Raw genomic sequence first — 21367 nt, forward strand, 5'->3', positions numbered from 1 at the left:
CGGGTCTTGCCCCGCCCTACGCCGGGCGGGTCCCCGCCGGCATCTTCTCGGCCCCAGGCGGCCGGGGGGTCCGGGGGGCGCCCGTCCGCGCGGCCCCTATCCCCGCACCCGGTCTGTCTGTCCACCCGACGGTTCCGTCCAAGGGGCTACTCACCCATGCCATTCGCCGTCTACGTCCTCGGGCTCGCGGTCTTCGCCCAAGGCACCTCCGAGTTCATGCTGTCCGGGCTGCTCTCGGGCATCGCCGCCGACCTCGGCGTCTCCCTCTCCGCCGCCGGACTCCTCACCTCCGCCTTCGCCGTCGGCATGGTCGTCGGCGCACCACTCATGGCGCTCGCCGGCCGGAACTGGCCGCGCCGCCGTGCCCTGCTGCTCTTCCTCGCGGTGTTCGTCGCCGTTCATGTCGTCGGCGCGCTGACCCCGAGTTACGGGGTGCTCCTCGCGAGCCGATTCGTCGGGGCCCTCGCCAACGCGGGCTTCTGGGCGGTCGCCCTGAGCACCGCCGTCGCGATGGTCCCCGACCGGCTGAAGGGCCGCGCCACCGCCGTGGTCGTCGGCGGCGTGACGATCGCCTGCGTGGTGGGCGTACCCGCCGGCGCGGTGCTGGGGGAGCGGTGGGGGTGGCGGTCGGCCTTCTGGGCGGTCGCCGTCGTCTCGCTGCCCGCCGTCCTCGCGGTCCTGCGCTCCATCCCGGGCGGACGGGGTACGGGCGTTGCCGCCGCTCCCGTACCCGTACGGGACGAACTGCGCGCGCTGACCGGGCCCCTGCTGCGGCCGGTCCTGCTCACGATGGCCCTGGTGCAGGGGGCGACCTTCTGCACGTTCTCCTACCTGGAGCCCCTCCTCACCCGGGAGGCGGGCCTCGGCGCGGGGTGGGTGCCGGTCGCCCTGGCGCTCTTCGGGGCGGGCTCGTTCGCCGGGGTCACGGTGGCGGGCCGGTTCGCCGACGCCCGCCCGGTCGCCGTCGTCGCCACGGGCATGGCCGCCCTCGCCCTCGGCTGGGCGGCGCTCGCCCTGACGGCGGGCCGCCCGGGGTTCGCCCTGGTGCTGGTCCCGCTCCTCGGCCTCTTCGCCTTCGGTACGGGCACCGCCCTGATCACCCGGGTCCTGGGCCTCGCCCCCGGGGCCCCGACGCTGGCCGGGGCCTTCTCGACGACCGCGTTCAACCTCGGGGCGACGGTGGGCCCGTGGGCGGGCGGTGTGGCCCTGGACGCCGGGTTCGGCTACCGGGCGCCGGTGTGGGTGAGCGCCCTGCTGATGGTCCTGGCGCTGCTCGTCGCCGCGAAGACGGCGAAGGGCCGCCGCCCCCGAGCGGGGGAGCGGCGGCCCTCAGCCGTGCACCGGTGCGCCCGGGGGCGCGGCGGGTCGCCGGGCGAACACCCGGGGAACCGCTTGTGAATCAGAGAACGCGGACCGCGCCGGTCGGCCGGTCGTAGTCCATGGAGCGCTGCACCGTGCCGGTGCTGGAGTTCTGCGCACCGACGAACTCGCCGCCACCGACGTAGATCGCCACGTGGTATGCGCTGCCCGCGCCGCCCCAGTACAGGATGTCGCCGGGCAGGAGGTTGTCCAGGGAGACCTGGGTGCCGGCGGTCGACTGCGACTGCGAGACGCGCGGCAGGTCGATGCCCGCCGTGCGGTAGGCGGCCTGGACCAGGCCCGAGCAGTCCCACGCGTTCGGGCCGGTGCCGCCGGAGACGTATGCGTCGCCGACCTGGGCCTTGGCGAACGCCACGATGGAGGCGGCGGAACCGCTCACGTTCGAGGAGTCCGAGGAGGACGGGGCGGAGGCGGAGCTGCCGGAGTCCGAGGAGCCGGAGGATGCGCTGAGCGTCGTGCGCTCGGAGGTCCGGGAGGCGCGCTCGGCGCGCTCCTCGGCCTCCGCCTCGGCCTTGGCCTTTGCGGCGGCTTCGGCCTTCTTCTCGGCCTCGGCCTTGCGAACGGCCTCGGCGTGGGCCTTCTTGGCCGCCTTCGCGGCCTTCTCGGCCGCGGCGTCCTCGTTGGCCTGCTTCTCCAGGTCGAGGGCGACCTGCTGCGTGGCCTGCGCGGAGGCGGCCACAGCGGTGGAGATGCCGGACGTGATGGTGGGCATCTCGATCGTCTGGGTCACCGGCTCGGCCTGGGCCGGACCGGCGGCACCCGCGACCGCGATGGTGCTGAGGACGCCACCGGCAACTCCGGCCCGCAGCGCCGACTTCGAGGCGCGCTGACGGGGCTTCCGGTGGCTGGGTATGTGAGCGGTGTGGGACATGGGTACTAGCGCTATCAGGGCTGTAGGGCTCCCATCAAGAAACGTGTGTTGCGACACAGTTACGTTCGGAATCTGTGAATCCGCTTTCTGAGCGCCTTTATTGACGCCGTAACGGGCAAAACGGGCAGTTGCGATCAGGCCCGTGATCACTGCCTTTCGGTAATACGCCCGAATTGCCCGTCGCTTACCATCCGTTCACACCGATGGCCAAGCCCGGTTTCCTGGGGTGCGGGGCTTAGTGGCGCAGGTCACAGCGTGAGCGCACCGGGACAGGCAACCCTCGCGGCCGTGGCGCGTGTGGGGGTACGAGGCCGGACCGGAGTGCGGGGCGTCGCCGAGGTGCTCGATCCGGAAGTTCGTGAATGCATGCACATGTCCCCATCGGTCCTCGCCACCCCTCGTCCGAGTGAGCGCCGAGGTCGACCGACGCCCATATCACCTCGGGGGAGTCCACCGCCAATTTGCTTGTAGGGGCCGTCTATTGATAGCGCCACACGTCTTTGACCAGCGGTAACACCATCGAATGTCACGTCTCGTGATCACTCGGCCGCTTCGCGTACGAAGATCACCGCTCATACGACTTCATGATCGTTCGTCAGGTGGTGGAGATCACAAAGCCGTTGTCGTACCCCGTGTCGCAGATCACAGGGGACCAGGCATAGGATGCGGGGCAGTCGGGCTTGTGAACTGCCTCACATGTGCACGATCTTGGTGAGGTGGCGAGCCGGTCGCCCGATGCGGTCCAAAGGTCAAGGACGACTGGAAGGAGCGAGGAGCGTGAATGCCTACGCGCCCATCCTCGTGCTCGGCGCCCTCGGGGCAGGGTTTGCGATCTTCTCCGTGGTCATGGCCACGCTTATCGGCCCCAAGCGCTACAACCGGGCAAAGCTCGAAGCGTACGAGTGCGGTATCGAACCCACCCCGACTCCCGCCGGAGGCGGCCGCTTCCCGATCAAGTACTACCTGACGGCGATGCTGTTCATCGTCTTCGACATCGAGATCGTCTTCCTCTATCCCTGGGCGGTCTCCTTCGACGCCCTGGGGATCTTCGGGCTCGTGGAGATGCTGCTCTTCGTGCTCACCGTCTTCGTCGCCTACGCGTATGTGTGGCGTCGCGGCGGCCTGGAATGGGACTGAGGGGCTGAGGGGCACACCATGGGACTCGAAGAGAAACTGCCGAGCGGCTTCGTTCTGACCACGGTCGAGCAGGCCGCGGGCTGGGTGCGGAAGTCCTCCGTCTTCCCGGCCACGTTCGGACTGGCCTGCTGCGCCATCGAGATGATGACGACCGGCGCGGGACGCTACGACCTGGCCCGGTTCGGGATGGAGGTCTTCCGCGGATCGCCGCGCCAGGCGGACCTGATGATCGTCGCGGGCCGGGTGAGCCAGAAGATGGCGCCCGTCCTGCGGCAGGTCTACGACCAGATGCCGAATCCCAAGTGGGTCATTTCCATGGGAGTTTGCGCGTCGTCGGGTGGAATGTTCAACAATTACGCCATTGTGCAGGGTGTTGATCACATTGTTCCGGTCGATATCTATTTGCCGGGTTGTCCGCCCCGCCCCGAGATGCTGCTGGACGCCATCCTCAAGCTCCACCAGAAGATCCAGGACGGCAAGCTCGGGGTCAACGCGGAGGAGGCCGCCCGCGAGGCGGAGGAAGCGGCCCTCAAGGCACTGCCCCTGATCGAGATGAAGGGGCTCCTGCGGTGACCGAGAACCCCAAGGCCAACGGCGACGAGCAGAACGGCAACGCCGTCCCCGCCCCGCGCGACACCGGCGGCGAGGTCATCCGCGTACGCAAGGGCATGTTCGGCGCCAACAACGGCGGCGACACCTCCGGCTACGGCGGCCTCGTCCGCACCGTCACCCTGCCGGGGGCCGCCTCCCGGCCGTACGGCGGCTGGTTCGACGAGGTGGCCGACGAGCTCGAAGGGGCCCTGGAGGAACAGGACCTGCTCCCCTCCAACGCCATCGAGAAGACCGTCGTCGACCGCGACGAGCTGACTTTCCACATCGCCCGCGAGCACCTGGTCCAGGTCGCCCGCACCCTGCGCGACGACCCCGCCCTGCGCTTCGAACTCTGTACGGGCGTGAGCGGCGTCCACTTCCTCGGCGACAAGGGCCGCGAGCTGCACGCCGTCTACCACCTGCGCTCGCTCACCCACGGCCGGCTGATCCGGCTGGAGGTGTCCGCCCCGGACAGCGACCCGCACATCCCGTCGCTCGTCGAGATCTACCCGACCAACGACTGGCACGAGCGCGAGGCGTACGACTTCTTCGGGCTCGTCTTCGACGGGCACCCGGCCCTGACCCGGATCATGATGCCGGACGACTGGCAGGGCTTCCCGCAGCGCAAGGACTACCCGCTCGGCGGCATCGCCGTCGAGTACAAGGGCGCCCAGATCCCGGCTCCGGACCAGCGGAGGTCGTACTCCTGATGACCACTCCCCACGCGACACCTCGCGCCACGACCGAGGGGACTGTATATACAGTCACCGGCGGCGACTGGGACGAGGTCGTCGAATCCGCCGTCAAGTCCGACGACGAGCGCATCATCGTCAACATGGGCCCCCAGCACCCGTCCACGCACGGCGTGCTCCGCCTCATCCTGGAGATCGACGGCGAGACCGTCACCGAAGCCCGCTGCGGCATCGGCTACCTCCACACCGGCATCGAGAAGAACCTCGAATTCCGCAACTGGACACAGGGCACCACCTTCGTCACGCGCATGGACTACCTGACGCCGTTCTTCAACGAGACGGCGTACTGCCTGGGCGTCGAGAAGCTCCTCGGCATCGAGGACCAGATCCCCGACCGGGCCACCGTCCTGCGCGTCCTGCTGATGGAGCTCAACCGGCTCGCCTCGCACCTGGTGTGCGTCGCCACCGGCGGCATGGAGCTCGGCGCGACCACGATCATGATCTACGGCTTCCGCGATCGTGAACTGGTTCTCGACCTCTTCGAGCTCTTCACCGGGCTGCGCATGAACCACGCGTTCGTCCGCCCCGGCGGCCTCGCCCAGGACCTGCCCCCGGGCGCGGTCGACCAGCTGCGCGAGTTCATCAAGACCATGAAGAAGAACCTGCCGGAGTACGACAAGCTGGCCACCGGCAACCCCATCTTCAAGGCCCGGATGAAGGACGTCGGCTACCTCGACCTCACCGGCTGCATGGCGCTCGGCGCCACCGGCCCGGTGCTGCGCTCCGCCGGCCTCCCGCACGACCTGCGCAAGTCCGACCCGTACTGCGGCTACGAGACCTACGACTTCGAGGTCCCGACCGCCGACACCTGCGACTCCTACGGACGCTTCCTCATCCGGCTGGAGGAGATGCGCCAGTCGCTGCGGATCATCGAGCAGTGCATCGAGCGCCTGGAGCCGGGGCCGGTCATGGTCGCCGACAAGAAGATCGCCTGGCCCGCCCAGCTCGCGCTCGGCCCCGACGGTCTCGGCAACTCCCTCGACCACATCCGCACCATCATGGGCACCTCCATGGAAGCCCTGATCCACCACTTCAAGCTGGTGACCGAGGGCTTCCGGGTGCCCGCCGGACAGACGTACACCGCCGTCGAGTCCCCCAAGGGCGAACTCGGCGTGCACGTCGTATCCGACGGCGGCACCCGCCCCTACCGGGTCCACTTCCGCGACCCGTCCTTCACCAACCTGCAGGCCATGGCGGCGATGTGCGAAGGCGGCCAGGTCGCCGACGTCATCGTCGCCGTCGCGTCCATCGACCCCGTGATGGGAGGCGTCGACCGGTGACCACCTCACGCCAAGACGTCAGTCTGGGGATGCCGCAGCTCCCCGCCGCCCCCTACCCGGCCGAGGTGCGCGCCCGGCTCGACGCGGACGCGAAGGAGGTGGTCGCCCGCTACCCCGGCAGCCGCTCCGCCCTCCTGCCGCTGCTGCACCTCGTGCAGTCCGAGGAGGGATACGTCTCCCGTACGGGCATGGCCTTCTGCGCCGAGACGCTCGACCTCACCACCGCCGAGGTCACCGCCGTCGCCACCTTCTACTCCATGTACCGGCGCAGGCCGAGCGGCGACTACCAGGTCGGCGTCTGCACCAACACCCTCTGCGCGGTCATGGGCGGCGACGCCATCTTCGACACGCTCAAGGAGCACCTCGGGGTCGGCAACAACGAGACCACCGAGGACGGCAAGGTCACCCTCGAACACATCGAGTGCAACGCCGCCTGCGACTTCGCACCCGTTGTGATGGTCAACTGGGAGTTCTTCGACAACCAGACGCCCGAGAGCGCCACCCGGCTCGTCGACGACCTGATCGCCGGCCGGACCGTCGAGCCCACCCGCGGCGCTCCCCTCTGCTCGTACAAGGACACCGCCCGCATCCTGGCCGGCTTCCCCGACGAGCGCCCCGGCGCCGTCGAGGCCACCGGCGGCGCGGGCCCCGCCTCGCTCGTCGGGCTGAAGCTCGCCAAGGGCGAAGGGCTCCCGAAGGCGCGCGTGGTCTCCCCGCGCGCCGGGCAGCCCGAGGATGCGCGGCCCCAGGACGGGCAGCCGCACGAACCTTCGCCGTCCGAGCACCTCAGCTCGCACGACGCACCGCAGCAGACCTCGGCCTCCGACCCGGAGCACCCGGCCGGGCCCGCAGCCGAGGAGGGGGAGTGATGACCTTGGCCGCCGAGATCGACCACAACGGGACGAGCCCCGAGAAGCTGCTCGCCCCCGTCCTCTCCTCCTTCTGGGACCAGCCCGAATCCTGGACGCTGGACACCTACCGCCGCCACGAGGGCTACGAAGGGCTGCGCAAAGCGCTGGCCATGGCGCCCGACGACCTCATCGCGTACGTCAAGGACTCCGGTCTGCGCGGCCGCGGTGGCGCGGGCTTCCCCACCGGGATGAAGTGGCAGTTCATCCCGCAGGGCGATGGCAAACCGCACTATCTGGTTGTCAACGCCGACGAGTCGGAGCCGGGGACCTGCAAGGACATCCCGCTCCTCTTCGCGAACCCGCACAGCCTCATCGAGGGCATCGTGATCGCCTGTTACGCGATCCGTTCCTCGCACGCGTTCATCTACCTGCGGGGTGAGGTCGTCCCCGTGCTGCGACGGCTGCACGAGGCCGTACGAGAGGCGTACGAGGCGGGTTATCTGGGGACGAACATCCTGGGTTCAGGACTCGATCTGGAACTCACGGTGCACGCGGGCGCAGGTGCGTACATCTGTGGTGAGGAAACCGCGCTGCTCGACTCTCTCGAAGGACGGCGTGGCCAGCCCCGGCTGCGGCCCCCCTTCCCTGCGGTCGCCGGTCTGTACGCCTGTCCCACTGTGGTGAACAACGTCGAGTCCATCGCGTCGGTTCCCGCGATTCTGAACAAGGGCAAGGACTGGTTCAAGTCGATGGGCAGCGAGAAGTCCCCGGGCTTCACGCTCTACTCGCTCAGCGGCCACGTCACCAGCCCCGGCCAGTACGAGGCCCCGCTCGGCATCACGCTCCGCCAGCTCCTCGACATGAGCGGCGGCATGCGGGCCGGGCACCGGCTGAAGTTCTGGACGCCGGGCGGCTCCTCCACTCCGATGTTCACCGAGGAACACCTCGACGTCCCCCTCGACTACGAGGGCGTCGGCGCCGCCGGATCCATGCTCGGCACCAAGGCGCTCCAGTGCTTCGACGAGACGACCTGCGTCGTCCGGGCCGTCACCCGCTGGACCGAGTTCTACGCCCACGAGTCCTGCGGCAAGTGCACACCCTGCCGCGAAGGCACGTACTGGCTGGTCCAGTTGCTGCGCGACATCGAGGCCGGCAAGGGCGAGATGGCCGACCTCGACAAGCTCAACGACATCGCCGACAACATCAACGGCAAGTCGTTCTGCGCGCTCGGCGACGGAGCGGCCTCGCCGATCTTCTCCTCGCTCAAGTATTTCCGCGAGGAGTACGAGCAGCACATCACCGGCAAGGGCTGCCCCTTCGATCCCGCCCGGTCCACGGCCTGGGCCGACGACAAGAACACCGACGGCAAGAACGCTCACCGGGGGGTGAACGCATGACAGTCACCACGAGTGCGCCCTCCGGGGGCGGCGAGGCGGCGGTTCCGCCCGAGGACCTGGTCACGCTGACCATCGACGGCATCGAGATCAGCGTCCCCAAGGGGACCTTGGTCATCCGGGCCGCCGAACTCCTCGGCATCGAGATCCCGCGCTTCTGCGACCACCCGCTCCTCGACCCGGCCGGCGCCTGCCGCCAGTGCATCGTCGAGGTCGAGGGCCAGCGCAAGCCGATGGCCTCCTGCACCATCACCTGCACCGACGGCATGGTCGTCAAGTCCCAGATCACCTCTCCTGTCGCCGAGAAGGCGCAGAAGGGCGTGATGGAGCTGCTGCTGATCAACCACCCGCTGGACTGCCCCGTCTGCGACAAGGGCGGCGAGTGCCCGCTCCAGAACCAGGCGATGTCGCACGGCGACGCCGACTCCCGCTTCGACGGCAAGAAGCGGACCTTCGAGAAACCCGTCCCGATCTCGACCCAGGTGCTGCTGGACCGTGAGCGGTGCGTGCTCTGCGCGCGCTGCACCCGGTTCTCCAACCAGGTGGCGGGCGACCCGATGATCGAGCTGATCGAACGCGGCGCGCTCCAGCAGGTCGGCACCGGCGAGGGCGACCCCTTCGAGTCGTACTTCTCCGGCAACACCATCCAGATCTGCCCGGTCGGCGCGCTCACCTCGGCCGCGTACCGGTTCCGCTCCCGCCCCTTCGACCTGGTCTCCACCCCCTCGGTGTGCGAGCAGTGCTCGGGCGGCTGCGGAATGCGCACCGACCACCGGCGCGGCAAGGTCATGCGGCGTCTCGCGGCGAATGAGCCCGAGGTCAACGAGGAGTGGATCTGCGACAAGGGGAGGTTCGGCTTCCGCTACGCCCAGCAGCGCGACCGCCTCACCACCCCCCTCGTCCGCAACGCCGACGGTGAACTGGAACCGGCGAGCTGGCCCGAGGCGCTGGAAGCCGCGGCGACCGGACTCCTCGCCGCCCGCGGCCGCACCGGCGTCCTGACCGGCGGCCGGCTGACCGTCGAGGACTCCTACGCGTACAGCAAGTTCGCCCGGGTCGCCCTCGACACCAACGACATCGACTTCCGCTCCCGCGTCCACAGCGCCGAGGAGGCCGACTTCCTGGCCGCCCGGGTCGCCGGACGCGGCCGGGACCTCGACGGCGAAGGCGTCACGTACACCGCGCTGGAGAAGGCCCCCGCGGTCCTCCTCGTCGGGTTCGAGTCCGAGGAGGAGGCCCCCGGCGTCTTCCTCAGGCTGCGCAAGGCCCACCGCAAGAGCGGCCAGCGGACCTTCGCCCTCGCCTCGCACGCCACCCGGGGCCTGGTGAAGGCGGGCGGCACCCTGCTGCCCGCCGCCCCCGGCACCGAGACCGAGTGGCTCGACGCGCTCGCGGGCGGCGTCGGCCTGGAAGCCGAAGGAGCGGCGGCCGCCGATGCGTTGCGCGCCGAACACTCCCTGATCATCGTCGGGGAGCGGCTCGCGGGCGTGCCCGGCGCACTGTCCGCCGCGATCCGCACCGCCACCGCCACCGGCGCACGCCTGGTGTGGATTCCGCGCCGGGCGGGCGACCGGGGCGCGATCGAGGTCGGCGCGCTGCCCTCGCTGCTGCCCGGCGGCCGCCCGGCCACCGACCCGCGCGCCCGTGACGAGGTCGCGGAGCTGTGGCGGCTGGCCGAACTGCCCTCCCGCCACGGCCGTGACACCGGCCAGATCGTCGAGGCCGCGGCCACCGGTGAACTGGGCGCGCTGCTCGTCGCCGGGGTCGGCGTCGAGGACCTGCCCGACCCGGACCGTGCCCTCCAGGCGCTGAACGAGGTCGGCTTCCTGGTCTCCCTGGAGCTGCGGCCGAGCGCGGTCACCGCCCGCGCGGACGTGGTCTTCCCGGTCGCCGCCGTCGCGGAGAAGTCCGGCACCTTCCTCAACTGGGAGGGCCGGGTCCGGATGTTCCAGGCGGCGCTGAAGCCGGAGCAGATGCCCCGGACGCTCGCGCCGACCGACTCCCGGGTGCTGCACATGCTGGCCGACGCCATGGACGTGCACTTCGCGCTCCCGGACCTGACCGCCGCCCGCCGCGAGCTGGACCGGCTCGGCGGCTGGGAGGGCGGCCACGCGGAGGACCCGCGCGAGGGCGCGCAGCCGCTGCCCCGGCCCGGCAACGGCGAGGCGGTCCTGGCGGGCCACCGGATGCTGCTCGACCTCGGCCGGCTCCAGGAGGGCGACACCGCGCTGGCCGGAACCCGGCACGCGGCCGTCGCCCGGCTCTCGGCGGTCACCGCCGCCGAGTCCGGCGTCAAGGACGGCGACCTGCTCGCCGTCACCGGACCCGCCGGCACCGTCGAACTGCCCCTGGCGGTCACCGACATGCCGGACCGGGTGGTCTGGGTGCCGCTGAACTCGCAGGGACGCGGCATCCCCGCCGACACCGGCGTGAACCCGGGCGGCCTGGTACGGGTCGGCCCCGCCGCCGCACCGGGCGCACCCGTCGAACCATCGGAGGTACGAGCGTGACTGGCCTCGCCGCACTCACGACGGCGCCCGAGCGCGTCGTCCTCGCCGCCGAGGATCTCTCGATGTTCGGCACCGACCCCTGGTGGCTCGTCGTCATCAAGGCGGTCTTCTGCTTCGCGTTCCTGATGCTGATCGTGCTGTTCTCCATCGTGTGGGAGCGCAAGGTCGTCGCCTGGATGCAGCTGCGCATCGGCCCCAACCGGCACGGGCCCTGGGGCCTGCTCCAGTCGCTGGCCGACGGCGTCAAGCTGATGCTGAAGGAAGACGTGATCGTCAAGCGCGCGGACAAGGCGGTCTACGTCCTCGCGCCGATCCTCGCCGCGATCCCCGCCTTCATGGCGATCGCCGTGATCCCCTTCGGCCCGGCGGGCAACGAGGTCTCCATCTTCGGGCAGCGCACCACGATGCAGCTCACCGACCTCCCGATCGCCGCGCTCTACATTCTGGCCGTCGGCGCGGTCGGGGTGTACGGCTTCGTCCTCGGCGGCTGGTCCTCGGGCTCGACGTACCCCCTGCTCGGCGGAATCCGTTCGTCCGCCCAGATGATCTCGTACGAGATCGCCATGGGCGCCGCCTTCGCCTCGGTCTTCCTCTACTCCGGGTCGATGTCCACCTCGACGATCGTGGAGGCGCAGGCGGACCGCTGGTACATCATGCTGCTGCCGGTCTCCTTCATCATCTACATGGTGACGATGGTCGGTGAGGCCAGCCGGGCGCCGTTCGACATGCCGGAGTCCGAGGGCGACCTGGTCGGCGGGTTCAACACCGAGTACAGCTCCATCAAGTTCGCGATGTTCATGCTCGCCGAGTACATCCACATGGTCACGGTGTCGATGATCGCGGTGACGCTGTTCCTCGGCGGCTGGCGGGCCCCGTACCCGATCTCCGCGTTCTGGGAGGGCGCCAACCACGGCTGGTGGCCGATGCTCTGGTTCTTCCTGAAGCTCCAGTGCCTGATCTTCTTCTTCATCTGGCTGCGCGGCACGCTTCCCCGCGTGCGCTACGACCAGTTGATGAAGCTCGGCTGGAAGGTCCTCATCCCGGTCTCGATCGTCTGGCTGATGCTCGTGGCCACCGTCCGGGCCCTGCGCAACGAGGGCTACGACTTCTCCCGGATCGTGCTGTACGTGGGCGCCGTCGTGATCGCGATCCTGCTGATCTCCTTCGTCGTCGACATGTTCCGCGACCGCAGGAACCGGGCCGAGGCGGAAGCGGCCGAACCGGAGCCCGCCTTCGACCCGATGGCGGGTGGCTTCCCGGTGCCTCCGCTGCCCGGACAGACACTGCCGCCCGTGCCCAGGCGCAGGCCACGACGGGAGCGCGAGCTCGTTGTCAGTGGCGGGGCAGATACTCAGAGTGACGACAGCGCGAGTGACGGAAAGGAGGCCGGCGGTGTCTGAGAAACCAGAGCTCACGGGCTCATCGGGATCCGCCGAGCCCTCGGGGGGCTCGGGCGACAAGTTCCAGAACCCGGTGGCCGGCTTCGGCGTGACCTTCAAGGCCATGTTCAAGAAGCGGCTCACCGAGCAGTATCCGGAGACGCCGAAGGTGACGGCGCCCCGCTTCCACGGCCGCCACCAGCTCAACCGCCACCCGGACGGCCTGGAGAAGTGCGTCGGCTGCGAGCTGTGCGCCTGGGCCTGTCCGGCGGACGCGATCTACGTGGAGGGCGCGGACAACACCGAGGAGGAGCGCTACTCCCCGGGTGAGCGCTACGGCCGCGTCTACCAGATCAACTACGCGCGCTGCATCCTGTGCGGACTCTGCATCGAGGCGTGCCCCACCCGGGCGCTGACGATGACGAACGAGTTCGAGCTCGCCAACACCACCCGCGAGAGCCTCATCTACACCAAGGACGAGCTGCTCGCGGGCCTGGAGGAAGGCATGGTCGACAGCCCGCACGCGATCTTCCCCGGCATGGACGAACAGGACTACTACCGGGGCGTGGTCACCGAGGCCGCCCCCGGCACCGTCCGGCAGACGGCCGTCTCCAAGGGCGAGGGCGACAAGCCCGACGAGGACCCCATCGAGTCCACCCGGGCCGCCGACGCCACCCGGCACGACAAGGGGGTGGACGCGTGAACGCGCTGGCCGCAGCCACCACCACCTCGACCGGCGAGGCCATCCAGTTCTGGATCCTGGGCACCGTCGCCGTGATCGGCGCGCTCGCCACGGTGCTGATGAAGAAGTCCGTGCACAGCGCCCTGTCGCTCGCCGGGACCATGATCATCCTCGCGGTGTTCTACCTCGCCAACGGGGCCTATTTCCTCGGCATCGTCCAGATCGTCGTCTACACCGGCGCGATCATGATGCTGTTCCTCTTCGTCGTCATGCTCGTCGGCGTCACCGCGGCGGACTCCCTCAAGGAGACCCTCAAGGGCCAGCGCTGGCTGGCCCTCGGATGCGCCCTCGGCTTCGCCGTGCTGCTGATCGCGGGCATCGGCAATGCCTCCCTGAGCACCTTCAACGGGCTCGGCGCGGCCAACACCCGGCACGGTGGCAACGTCGAGGGAATCGCCAACCTCATCTTCACCAAGTACGTCTTCGCCTTCGAGATCACCGGCGCCCTGCTGATCACCGCGACCGTCGGCGCGATGGTGCTCACCCACCGCGAGCGCACCGAACGGGCCAAGACCCAGCGGGAGATGTCTCAGGAGCGCGTACGCGGCAAGCACCTCCCGCCGCTCCCCGCCCCCGGCGTCTACGCCCGGCACAACGCGGTCGACATCCCCGGTCTGCTCCCCGACGGCACGCCGTCCGAGCTGACCGTCATGCAGACGCTGCGTCAGCGCGGCCAGATCCGGGACGTCTCGCAGGAGTCCCTCGCCGATCTCAGGGCCCTGGAGCAGCGCTCCGGGGAGCGGCTCGGACGTGAGGACGCGGACGCCGTGACGCGCGGAGCCGATCCCGCGTCCGCGGCGGAGAATTCGGAGGCCGCCAAGTGAACCCGGTCAACTACCTCTACCTCGCGGCCCTGCTGTTCGCGATCGGCGCCTCCGGGGTGTTGATCCGGCGGAACGCGATCGTGTTGTTCATGTGCGTCGAGCTGATGCTCAACGCCTGCAATCTGGCGCTCGTCACGTTCTCCCGGATGCACGGCAACCTCGACGGGCAGATCGTCGCGTTCTTCACGATGGTCGTCGCCGCCGCGGAAGTCGTCGTCGGACTCGCGATCATCGTGTCGTTGTTCCGCTCCCGCCACTCGGCCTCGGTCGACGACGCCAGCCTGATGAAGCTGTAAGGGGTCGGAAACGTGGAGAACCTGATTGCGCTGCTCGTCGCGGCGCCCCTGCTCGGAGCGGCGGTCCTGCTCTGCGGCGGACGTCGGCTGGACAAGACGGGCCACTGGCTCGGCACCGCGCTCGCCGGCGCCTCGTTCGTCGTCGGACTGATCCTGTTCACCGACATGCTGGGGAAGGGCGCCGAGGACCGGGCCCTGCACCAGCACCTGTTCAGCTGGATTCCGGTCGAGGGCTTCCAGGCCGACATCGCCTTCCAGCTCGACCAGTTGTCGATGACGTTCGTCCTGCTCATCACCGGTGTGGGCACGCTGATCCACATCTACTCCATCGGTTACATGGAGCACGACGAGCGCAGGCGCCGCTTCTTCGGCTACCTCAACCTGTTCCTCGCGGCGATGCTCATCCTGGTCATCGCCGACAACTACCTGCTGCTGTACGTCGGGTGGGAGGGCGTCGGTCTGGCGTCGTTCCTGCTCATCGGTTTCTGGCAGCACAAGCCCACCGCGGCCACCGCCGCGAAGAAGGCCTTCCTGGTCAACCGGGTCGGTGACATGGGCCTGTCGATCGCCATCATGCTGATGTTCACCACCTTCGGCACCTTCGCCTTCGGGCCGGTGCTGGAGTCGGCGGACGAGACGAGCCAGGGCAAGCTGACGGCCATCGGGCTGATGCTGCTGCTGGCCGCCTGCGGCAAGTCGGCCCAGGTGCCGCTGCAGTCCTGGCTCGGCGACGCGATGGAGGGCCCGACCCCGGTCTCGGCCCTCATCCACGCCGCGACCATGGTCACCGCCGGCGTCTATCTCATCGTCCGCTCCGGCGCGATCTTCAACGCCGCCCCGGACGCACAGCTGGTCGTCGTCATCGTCGGCGCGGTCACGCTGATCTTCGGTGCGATCGTCGGTTGCGCGAAGGACGACATCAAGAAGGCGCTGGCCGGCTCCACGATGTCGCAGATCGGCTACATGATCCTGGCCGCGGGCCTCGGCCCCATCGGCTACATCTTCGCGATCATGCACCTGGTGACGCACGGTTTCTTCAAGGCCGGGCTCTTCCTCGGCGCGGGCTCCGTCATGCACGGCATGAACGACGAGGTCGACATGCGCAAGTACGGCGGCCTGCGGAAGTACATGCCGGTCACCTTCGTGACGTTCGGCCTCGGCTATCTGGCCATCATCGGCTTCCCCGGCCTGTCCGGCTTCTTCTCCAAGGACAAGATCATCGAGGCGGCCTTCGCCAAGGGCGGCGCCGAGGGCTGGATCCTCGGCTCCGTGGCCCTGCTGGGCGCCGCGATCACCGCGTTCTACATGACGCGCGTGATGCTGATGACCTTCTTCGGCGAGAAGCGCTGGCAGCCGGACGCCGAGGGCCACGAGCCGCATCCGCACGAGTCCCCGAAGTCGATGACCATCCCGATGATCGTGCTGGCCTTCGGCTCGGTCTTCGCCGGCGGGTTCTTCGCGATCGGCGACCGGTTCGTCAACTGGCTGGAGCCGGTCACCGGTTACGACCACGGGCACTCCCCGCTGAGCGCGGCCACGGTCACCGGAGCCACCGTGGTGGCGCTGGTCATCGGCGTCGGGACCGCCTGGGGGATGTACGGCCGCAAGCCGGTCCCCGTGCTCGCCCCGCGCGGCTCGGTCCTCACCCGGGCCGCCCGCCGCGATCTCCTCCAGGACGACTTCAACCACGTGGTCCTGGTCCGCGGCGGCGAGCACCTCACCCGCTCGCTGGTCTACGTGGACCACTCCCTGGTCGACGGCGTCGTCAACGGCACGGCCGCTTCGGTCGGCGGGCTCTCCGGCCGGCTGCGCAAGCTCCAGAACGGCTACGCCCGCACCTACGCGGTCTCGATGTTCGGCGGTACGGCGGTCGTCATCGCCGCGACCCTGCTGATGAGGGCGGTCTGATCACATGTCCTTTCCCCTCCTGACCGCGACGGCGGCGCTCCCGGCGATCGGTGCGATCGCCACCGCCGCCGTCCCCGCCGCGCGGCGCACCGCGGCCAAATGGCTCGCGCTGCTCTTCTCGCTCGGCACGCTCGTCCTGGCGGCGGTCGTCTTCCTCCGCTTCGAGCCGGGCGGCGACCGCTACCAGCTCACCGAGTCCCGGGCCTGGATCGCCGACTTCGGCGTCCGTTACGAACTGGGCGTGGACGGCATCGGGGTGGCGCTCCTCGGCCTCACCGCGCTGCTGATCCCGTTCGTCATCGCGGCCGGCTGGCACGACGCGGACCCCCTGGAGACGAAGTCCTCGCGCTGGCGCCCGACGCAGGGCTTCTTCGCCCTGATCCTCATGGTCGAGGCCATGGTGATCCTGTCGTTCGTCGCGACCGACGTCTTCCTCTTCTACATCCTGTTCGAAGCCATGCTCATCCCGATGTACTTCCTCATCGGCGGGTTCGGCGACCGGGCCCACGCGGGCACCGACGAGAACGCCGCGGCCCAGCGTTCCTACGCGGCGGTCAAGTTCCTCCTCTACAACCTGGCCGGCGGCCTGATCATGCTGGCCGCCGTCATCGGCCTCTACGTGGTCGCGGGCAGCTTCTCGCTCTCCGAGATCACCGAGGCCCGCGCCAACGGCTCCCTGGAGATGGCGACCAGCACCGAGCGGTGGCTCTTCCTCGGGTTCTTCCTCGCCTTCGCGATCAAGGCCCCGCTGTGGCCGCTGCACACCTGGCTGCCCAACGCCATGGGCGAGGCGACCGCCCCGGTCGCCGTGCTGATCACCGCGATCGTCGACAAGGTCGGCACCTTCGCGATGCTCCGCTTCTGCCTCGGGCTCTTCCCGGAGGCCAGCAAGTGGGCGACGCCGGTGGTCATCACCCTGGCGCTGGTCTCCATCGTGTACGGGGCGCTCCTCGCGGTCGGCCAGCGCGACATCAAGCGGCTCATCGCCTACGCCTCGATCTCGCACTTCGGCTTCATCATCCTGGGCATCTTCGCGATGACCAGCCAGGGCCAGTCGGGCGCCACGCTCTACATGGTCAACCACGGCATCTCCACGGCCGCGCTGCTGCTGGTCGCCGGCTTCCTCATCACCCGGCGCGGCTCGCGGCTCATCGCGGACTACGGCGGGGTGCAGAAGGTCGCCCCGGTGCTGGCCGGGACGTTCCTCATCGGCGGGCTCGCCACCCTGTCGCTGCCCGGACTGGCCCCGTTCGTCAGTGAGTTCCTGGTCCTGGTCGGCACGTTCAGCGCGTATCCGGTGGCCGGCATCATCGCCACCTCCGGCATCGTGCTCGCCGCGCTCTACGTCCTGGTCCTCTACCAGCGCACCATGACCGGCCCGGTCCAGGAATCGGTCCGTTCCATGCCGGACCTCAAGGCGCGTGAGCTGGCAGTAGCGGTTCCGCTGATCGCCGTGCTGATCTTCCTGGGCGTCTTCCCGAAGCCGCTCACCGAGGTCGTCAACCCGGCGGTGGAGCACACCATGTCCGACGTACAGAAGAAGGACCCCCAGCCCGAGGTGGAGGCCGCCAAGTGAGCGCAACAGCTGTCCACAGTCTGTGGACGACGGCGAGCGGGGTGACATCGGCGGCACCGGGCGACTCGTTCACCATGCCGAAGATCGAGTACACCCAGCTGATGCCGGTCCTGATCATCCTGGTCGCCGCCGTGCTGGGCATCCTGGTGGAGGCCTTCGTGCCGCGCCGGGCCCGCTACCACACCCAGCTCTTCCTGACCGTGGTGGCGGCCGCCGCCTCGTTCGCGGCGATCGTCGGCCTCGCGGCCGGCGGATACGGCACCACGAAGGCCATGATCGCGGCCGAGGGCGCCATCGCGATCGACGGCCCCACCCTGTTCCTCCAGGGCACCATTCTCCTGGTCGCCATGGTGGCGGTGTTCACGTTCGCCGAGCGGCGCCTCGACCCCACCGCCGACGGCAACCGGGTCGACTCCTTCGCCGCCCAGGCCGGAGCCGTACCGGGCGGCGAGGGCGAGAAGGCCGCCGTGCGGGCCGGGTTCACCACCACCGAGGTCTTCCCGCTGCTCCTCTTCTCGGTGGCGGGGCTGCTGGTCTTCCCGGCCGCCAACGATCTGCTGACCCTCTTCATCGCGCTGGAGGTCTTCTCCCTCCCGCTCTACCTCCTGTGCGCCGTGGCCCGCCGCAAGCGGCTGCTGTCGCAGGAAGCCGCCGTGAAGTATTTCCTGCTCGGCGCGTTCTCCTCGGCCTTCTTCCTGTTCGGGATCGCCCTCCTCTACGGCTACGCGGGCTCCCTGTCGTACGCCGACATCGCAGGCGTCGTCGACGGCTCGGTCCTGGAGATCGACCCGGCCCTCGCCGACACCATGGGCAACGACGCGCTGCTGCTCATCGGCGGCGCGATGATCCTGGTCGGTCTGCTCTTCAAGGTCGGCGCGATCCCGTTCCACATGTGGACCCCGGACGTCTACCAGGGCGCCCCGACCCCGGTGACCGGCTTCATGGCCGCCGCCACGAAGGTCGCCGCGTTCGGAGCGATGCTGCGCCTGCTGTACGTGGCGCTCCCGGGCCTCACCTGGGACCTGCGGCCGGTCATGTGGGCGGTGGCCATCATCACGATGCTGGGCGGCGCGATCGTCGCGATCACCCAGACCGACATCAAGCGGCTGCTTGCCTACTCCTCGATCGCGCACGCGGGCTTCATCCTCGCCGGCGTCATCGCGGCCAGTCCGGAGGGCATCTCCTCGGTCCTCTTCTACCTGCTGGCCTACTCCTTCGTGACGGTCGGCGCGTTCGCGGTCGTCACGCTGGTGCGGGACGCGGGCGGCGAGGCCACCCACCTCTCGAAGTGGGCCGGGCTCGGCCGCCGCTCGCCGCTGGTCGCGGCGGTCTTCGCGGTGTTCCTGCTGGCCTTCGCGGGCATCCCGCTGACCTCCGGGTTCTCCGGGAAGTTCGCGGTGTTCAAGGCGGCCGCCGAGGGCGGGGCCGGCGCACTGGTCGTCGTCGGTGTGCTCTCCTCGGCCGTCGCGGCGTTCTTCTACATCCGCGTGATCGTCCTGATGTTCTTCAGCGAGCCGAAGGCGGACGGCCCCACGGTCGCCGTCCCGTCCCCGCTGACCATGACGACGATCGCGGTCGGCGTCGCCGTCACCCTGGTGCTGGGCCTGGCCCCGCAGTATTTCCTGGACCTGGCGAGCCAGGCGGGAGTCTTCGTGCGGTAGCCCGCGCGGAAGCCCCGCAGTATGCATGCCGGCAGCGCCGGACGGTCGGTTATCCACAGACCGTCCGGCGTTGTCGTTGCCTCCGCCTATCGTGGACGGGGACGAGAGCAGGACGGACGGGTCCGGGCGTACGGACCCTCGGGGGAACAGAGCATGGGGCGTGACCATGGATGAGACCACCGGGACGGTGACCGGCACCGGCACCGACACGGGCGGCGAGAGCGAGGCGCGGCGCACACTGCACCGCGTCTTCGGGTACGAGTCGTTCCGCGGCGAGCAGGGCGCGATCATCGAGCATGTGGTGGCGGGCGGCGACGCGGTCGTGCTCATGCCCACCGGCGGTGGAAAGTCCCTCTGCTACCAGATCCCGTCCTTGGTCCGGCGGGGCACCGGCGTCGTCGTCTCCCCGCTGATCGCCCTCATGCAGGACCAGGTCGACGCCCTGCGGGCGCTCGGCGTCCGGGCCGGCTTCATGAACTCCACGCAGGACTTCGACGAGCGCCGCTCGATGGAGGCGCAGTTCCTCGCGGGCGAGCTGGACATCCTCTACCTCGCGCCCGAGCGGCTGCGCCTGGACTCCACGCTCTCCCTGCTGGCCCGGGGCGAGGTCTCCGTCTTCGCGATCGACGAGGCGCACTGCGTCGCCCAGTGGGGCCACGACTTCCGCCCGGACTATCTGGCGCTTTCCGTGCTCGGCGAGCGCTGGCCGGACGTGCCGCGCATCGCCCTGACGGCGACCGCGACGAACGCCACGCACGAGGAGATCACCCGCCGGCTCGGCATGCCGGACGCGAAGCACTTCGTCGCGAGCTTCGACCGGCCGAACATCCAGTACCGGATCGTGCCGAAGTCCGAGCCGAAGAAGCAGCTCCTGACCTTCCTGAAGGAGGAGCACGCTGGGGACGCGGGCATCGTCTACTGCCTCTCGCGCAACTCCACCGAGAAGATCGCGGAGTATCTGAGCGGCAACGGCGTGCAGGCCGTTCCGTACCACGCAGGGCTGGACGCCTCCACGCGCGCCGCCCACCAGTCGCGGTTCCTCCGGGAGGAGGGGCTCGTCGTCGTCGCGACGATCGCGTTCGGCATGGGCATCGACAAGCCGGACGTCCGCTTCGTCGCCCACGTCGACCTCCCCAAGTCCGTCGAGGGCTACTACCAGGAGACCGGCCGCGCGGGCCGTGACGGGGAGCCGTCGACGGCCTGGATGGCGTACGGACTCCAGGACGTCGTCCAGCAGCGCAAGCTCATCCAGGGCGGCGAGGGCGACGAGGCCCACCGGCGTCGCGCCGCCGCCCACCTGGACTCGATGCTGGCGCTCTGCGAGACGGTCCAGTGCCGCCGGTCCCAGCTCCTCACCTACTTCGGCCAGGAGCCCACCGCCGCGGCCTGCGGCAACTGCGACACCTGCCTCACCCCGCCGGAGACCTGGGACGGCACGGTCGTCTCGCAGAAGCTGCTCTCCACGGTGGTGCGGCTGAAGCGCGAGCGGAACCAGAAGTTCGGCGCGGGCCAGATCATCGACATCCTGCTCGGCCGCAAGACCGCCAAGGTCATCCAGTTCGACCACGACCAGCTCTCCGTCTTCGGCATCGGCGAGGAGCTGGCCGAGGCGGAGTGGCGCGGCGTGGTCCGCCAGCTGCTGGCCCAGGGCCTGCTGGCGGTCGAGGGGGAGTACGGCACGCTCGTCCTCACCGACGACAGCGCGACGGTGCTCGGCCGGGAGCGGGAGGTGCTGCTCCGCAAGGAGCCGAAGAAGCCGACGTCCCGCTCGTCGTCCTCGGCGGGCGGCGGCAGGGGCGCCAAGGGCAAGGCGGCCGCCGCCGCCGACCTCCCCGCGTCCGCCGTCCCGGTCTTCGAGGCGCTGCGCGCGTGGCGCGGGGCGACGGCCAAGGAGCAGGGCGTCCCGGCGTACGTGATCTTCCACGACGCGACGCTGCGGGAGATCGCGACGCTGCACCCGGCCTCGCTCGCGGAGCTGGGCGGCGTCAGCGGCCTGGGCGAGAAGAAGCTCGCGACGTACGGGGAGGGCGTGCTGGAGGTCCTGGCGCAGACGTCCCCGGGGGCGTCTGCGGAGCCTCCCGCGCCGGCGGCCCCGGCCCGCGCACCACGCACGACGGCCCCGGCCCGCGCCGAGGCCCCTGCGGCCCCGCAGCACGGCGACCCGGAGCTCGGCTGGGACGAGGAGCCGCCCGAGTACGAGTGAGGCGTACCGGGC

General features: G+C 69.9%; 17 protein-coding genes. 16 read left to right on the plus strand and 1 reads right to left on the minus strand.

Translation table 11 applies throughout. The features are described 5' to 3' along the window. Window positions 1–156: 156 nt before the first annotated feature. Window positions 157–1398 carry a Cmx/CmrA family chloramphenicol efflux MFS transporter gene (locus ACFWM7_RS13985; protein ID WP_383259879.1) on the plus strand — a complete coding sequence of 414 codons (1242 nt, stop codon included), beginning with the start codon at window positions 157–159 and terminating at the stop codon, window positions 1396–1398. Between the two features lies 1 nt (window position 1399). Here ACFWM7_RS13985 and ACFWM7_RS13990 read toward each other — a convergent pair whose 3' ends face one another. After that, a complete protein-coding gene (locus ACFWM7_RS13990; RefSeq protein WP_383259883.1) occupies window positions 1400–2251 on the minus strand; it encodes a C40 family peptidase in 852 nt (283 codons plus the stop codon). 777 nt (window positions 2252–3028) lie between these two features. On the opposite strand from ACFWM7_RS13990, the gene ACFWM7_RS13995 reads away from it, so the two are divergent. The 15 genes from ACFWM7_RS13995 to recQ all read left to right on the plus strand — a co-directional run bounded on the left by ACFWM7_RS13995 (window position 3029) and on the right by recQ (window position 21355). Further along, complete coding sequence (locus tag ACFWM7_RS13995) at window positions 3029–3388, plus strand: NADH-quinone oxidoreductase subunit A (RefSeq protein ID WP_003967084.1); 360 nt, start codon at window positions 3029–3031, stop codon at window positions 3386–3388. Between the two features lie 18 nt (window positions 3389–3406). Next, window positions 3407–3961, plus strand: a complete 555-nt coding sequence (locus tag ACFWM7_RS14000; RefSeq protein WP_018490715.1) for an NADH-quinone oxidoreductase subunit B family protein — start codon at window positions 3407–3409, stop codon at window positions 3959–3961. Further along, window positions 3958–4689 carry an NADH-quinone oxidoreductase subunit C gene (locus ACFWM7_RS14005; protein WP_383259886.1) on the plus strand — a complete coding sequence of 244 codons (732 nt, stop codon included), beginning with the start codon at window positions 3958–3960 and terminating at the stop codon, window positions 4687–4689. The genes ACFWM7_RS14000 and ACFWM7_RS14005 overlap by 4 nt, the downstream gene beginning before the upstream one ends. Then, window positions 4689–6011: an NADH-quinone oxidoreductase subunit D gene (locus ACFWM7_RS14010; RefSeq protein WP_383259889.1), complete on the plus strand. Its 1323-nt coding sequence runs from the start codon at window positions 4689–4691 to the stop codon at window positions 6009–6011. Before ACFWM7_RS14005 ends, ACFWM7_RS14010 begins: the two co-directional genes overlap by 1 nt. A gap of 29 nt (window positions 6012–6040) precedes the next feature. Continuing rightward, entirely contained in the window at window positions 6041–6880 is an 840-nt protein-coding gene (gene nuoE / locus ACFWM7_RS14015; protein ID WP_383259892.1) for an NADH-quinone oxidoreductase subunit NuoE, read from the plus strand. Continuing rightward, entirely contained in the window at window positions 6877–8259 is a 1383-nt protein-coding gene (gene nuoF / locus ACFWM7_RS14020) for an NADH-quinone oxidoreductase subunit NuoF (RefSeq protein WP_023608518.1), read from the plus strand. The genes nuoE and nuoF overlap by 4 nt, the downstream gene beginning before the upstream one ends. Next, the gene (locus tag ACFWM7_RS14025; RefSeq protein ID WP_383259895.1) at window positions 8256–10766 is read left to right on the plus strand and encodes an NADH-quinone oxidoreductase subunit G; all 2511 of its coding nucleotides are present in this window, start codon (window positions 8256–8258) and stop codon (window positions 10764–10766) included. Before nuoF ends, ACFWM7_RS14025 begins: the two co-directional genes overlap by 4 nt. Continuing rightward, on the plus strand, window positions 10763–12166 hold the full coding sequence (gene nuoH, locus ACFWM7_RS14030) for an NADH-quinone oxidoreductase subunit NuoH (RefSeq protein ID WP_383259898.1): 1404 nt from the start codon (window positions 10763–10765) through the stop codon (window positions 12164–12166). The genes ACFWM7_RS14025 and nuoH overlap by 4 nt, the downstream gene beginning before the upstream one ends. Beyond that, a complete protein-coding gene (gene nuoI / locus ACFWM7_RS14035; protein ID WP_383259901.1) occupies window positions 12159–12848 on the plus strand; it encodes an NADH-quinone oxidoreductase subunit NuoI in 690 nt (229 codons plus the stop codon). Before nuoH ends, nuoI begins: the two co-directional genes overlap by 8 nt. Continuing rightward, a complete protein-coding gene (locus tag ACFWM7_RS14040; RefSeq protein ID WP_383259903.1) occupies window positions 12845–13711 on the plus strand; it encodes an NADH-quinone oxidoreductase subunit J in 867 nt (288 codons plus the stop codon). Before nuoI ends, ACFWM7_RS14040 begins: the two co-directional genes overlap by 4 nt. Then, on the plus strand, window positions 13708–14007 hold the full coding sequence (gene nuoK / locus ACFWM7_RS14045; protein ID WP_205080985.1) for an NADH-quinone oxidoreductase subunit NuoK: 300 nt from the start codon (window positions 13708–13710) through the stop codon (window positions 14005–14007). The genes ACFWM7_RS14040 and nuoK overlap by 4 nt, the downstream gene beginning before the upstream one ends. Before the next feature lie 12 nt (window positions 14008–14019). After that, window positions 14020–15915 carry an NADH-quinone oxidoreductase subunit L gene (nuoL, locus tag ACFWM7_RS14050; RefSeq protein ID WP_383259907.1) on the plus strand — a complete coding sequence of 632 codons (1896 nt, stop codon included), beginning with the start codon at window positions 14020–14022 and terminating at the stop codon, window positions 15913–15915. A 4-nt stretch (window positions 15916–15919) separates the two neighbouring features. Further along, complete coding sequence (locus ACFWM7_RS14055) at window positions 15920–17491, plus strand: NADH-quinone oxidoreductase subunit M (protein ID WP_383259911.1); 1572 nt, start codon at window positions 15920–15922, stop codon at window positions 17489–17491. Continuing rightward, window positions 17488–19152, plus strand: coding sequence for an NADH-quinone oxidoreductase subunit NuoN (nuoN, locus tag ACFWM7_RS14060; RefSeq protein ID WP_383259914.1), 1665 nt, complete (start codon window positions 17488–17490; stop codon window positions 19150–19152). The genes ACFWM7_RS14055 and nuoN overlap by 4 nt, the downstream gene beginning before the upstream one ends. A gap of 166 nt (window positions 19153–19318) precedes the next feature. Continuing rightward, entirely contained in the window at window positions 19319–21355 is a 2037-nt protein-coding gene (recQ, locus tag ACFWM7_RS14065) for a DNA helicase RecQ (protein ID WP_383259918.1), read from the plus strand. Window positions 21356–21367: the final 12 nt, after the last annotated feature.

It is taken from the genome of Streptomyces sp. NPDC058375 (assembly GCF_042723425.1).
GTDB classification, from domain to species: Bacteria; Actinomycetota; Actinomycetes; order Streptomycetales; family Streptomycetaceae; genus Streptomyces; species Streptomyces durocortorensis.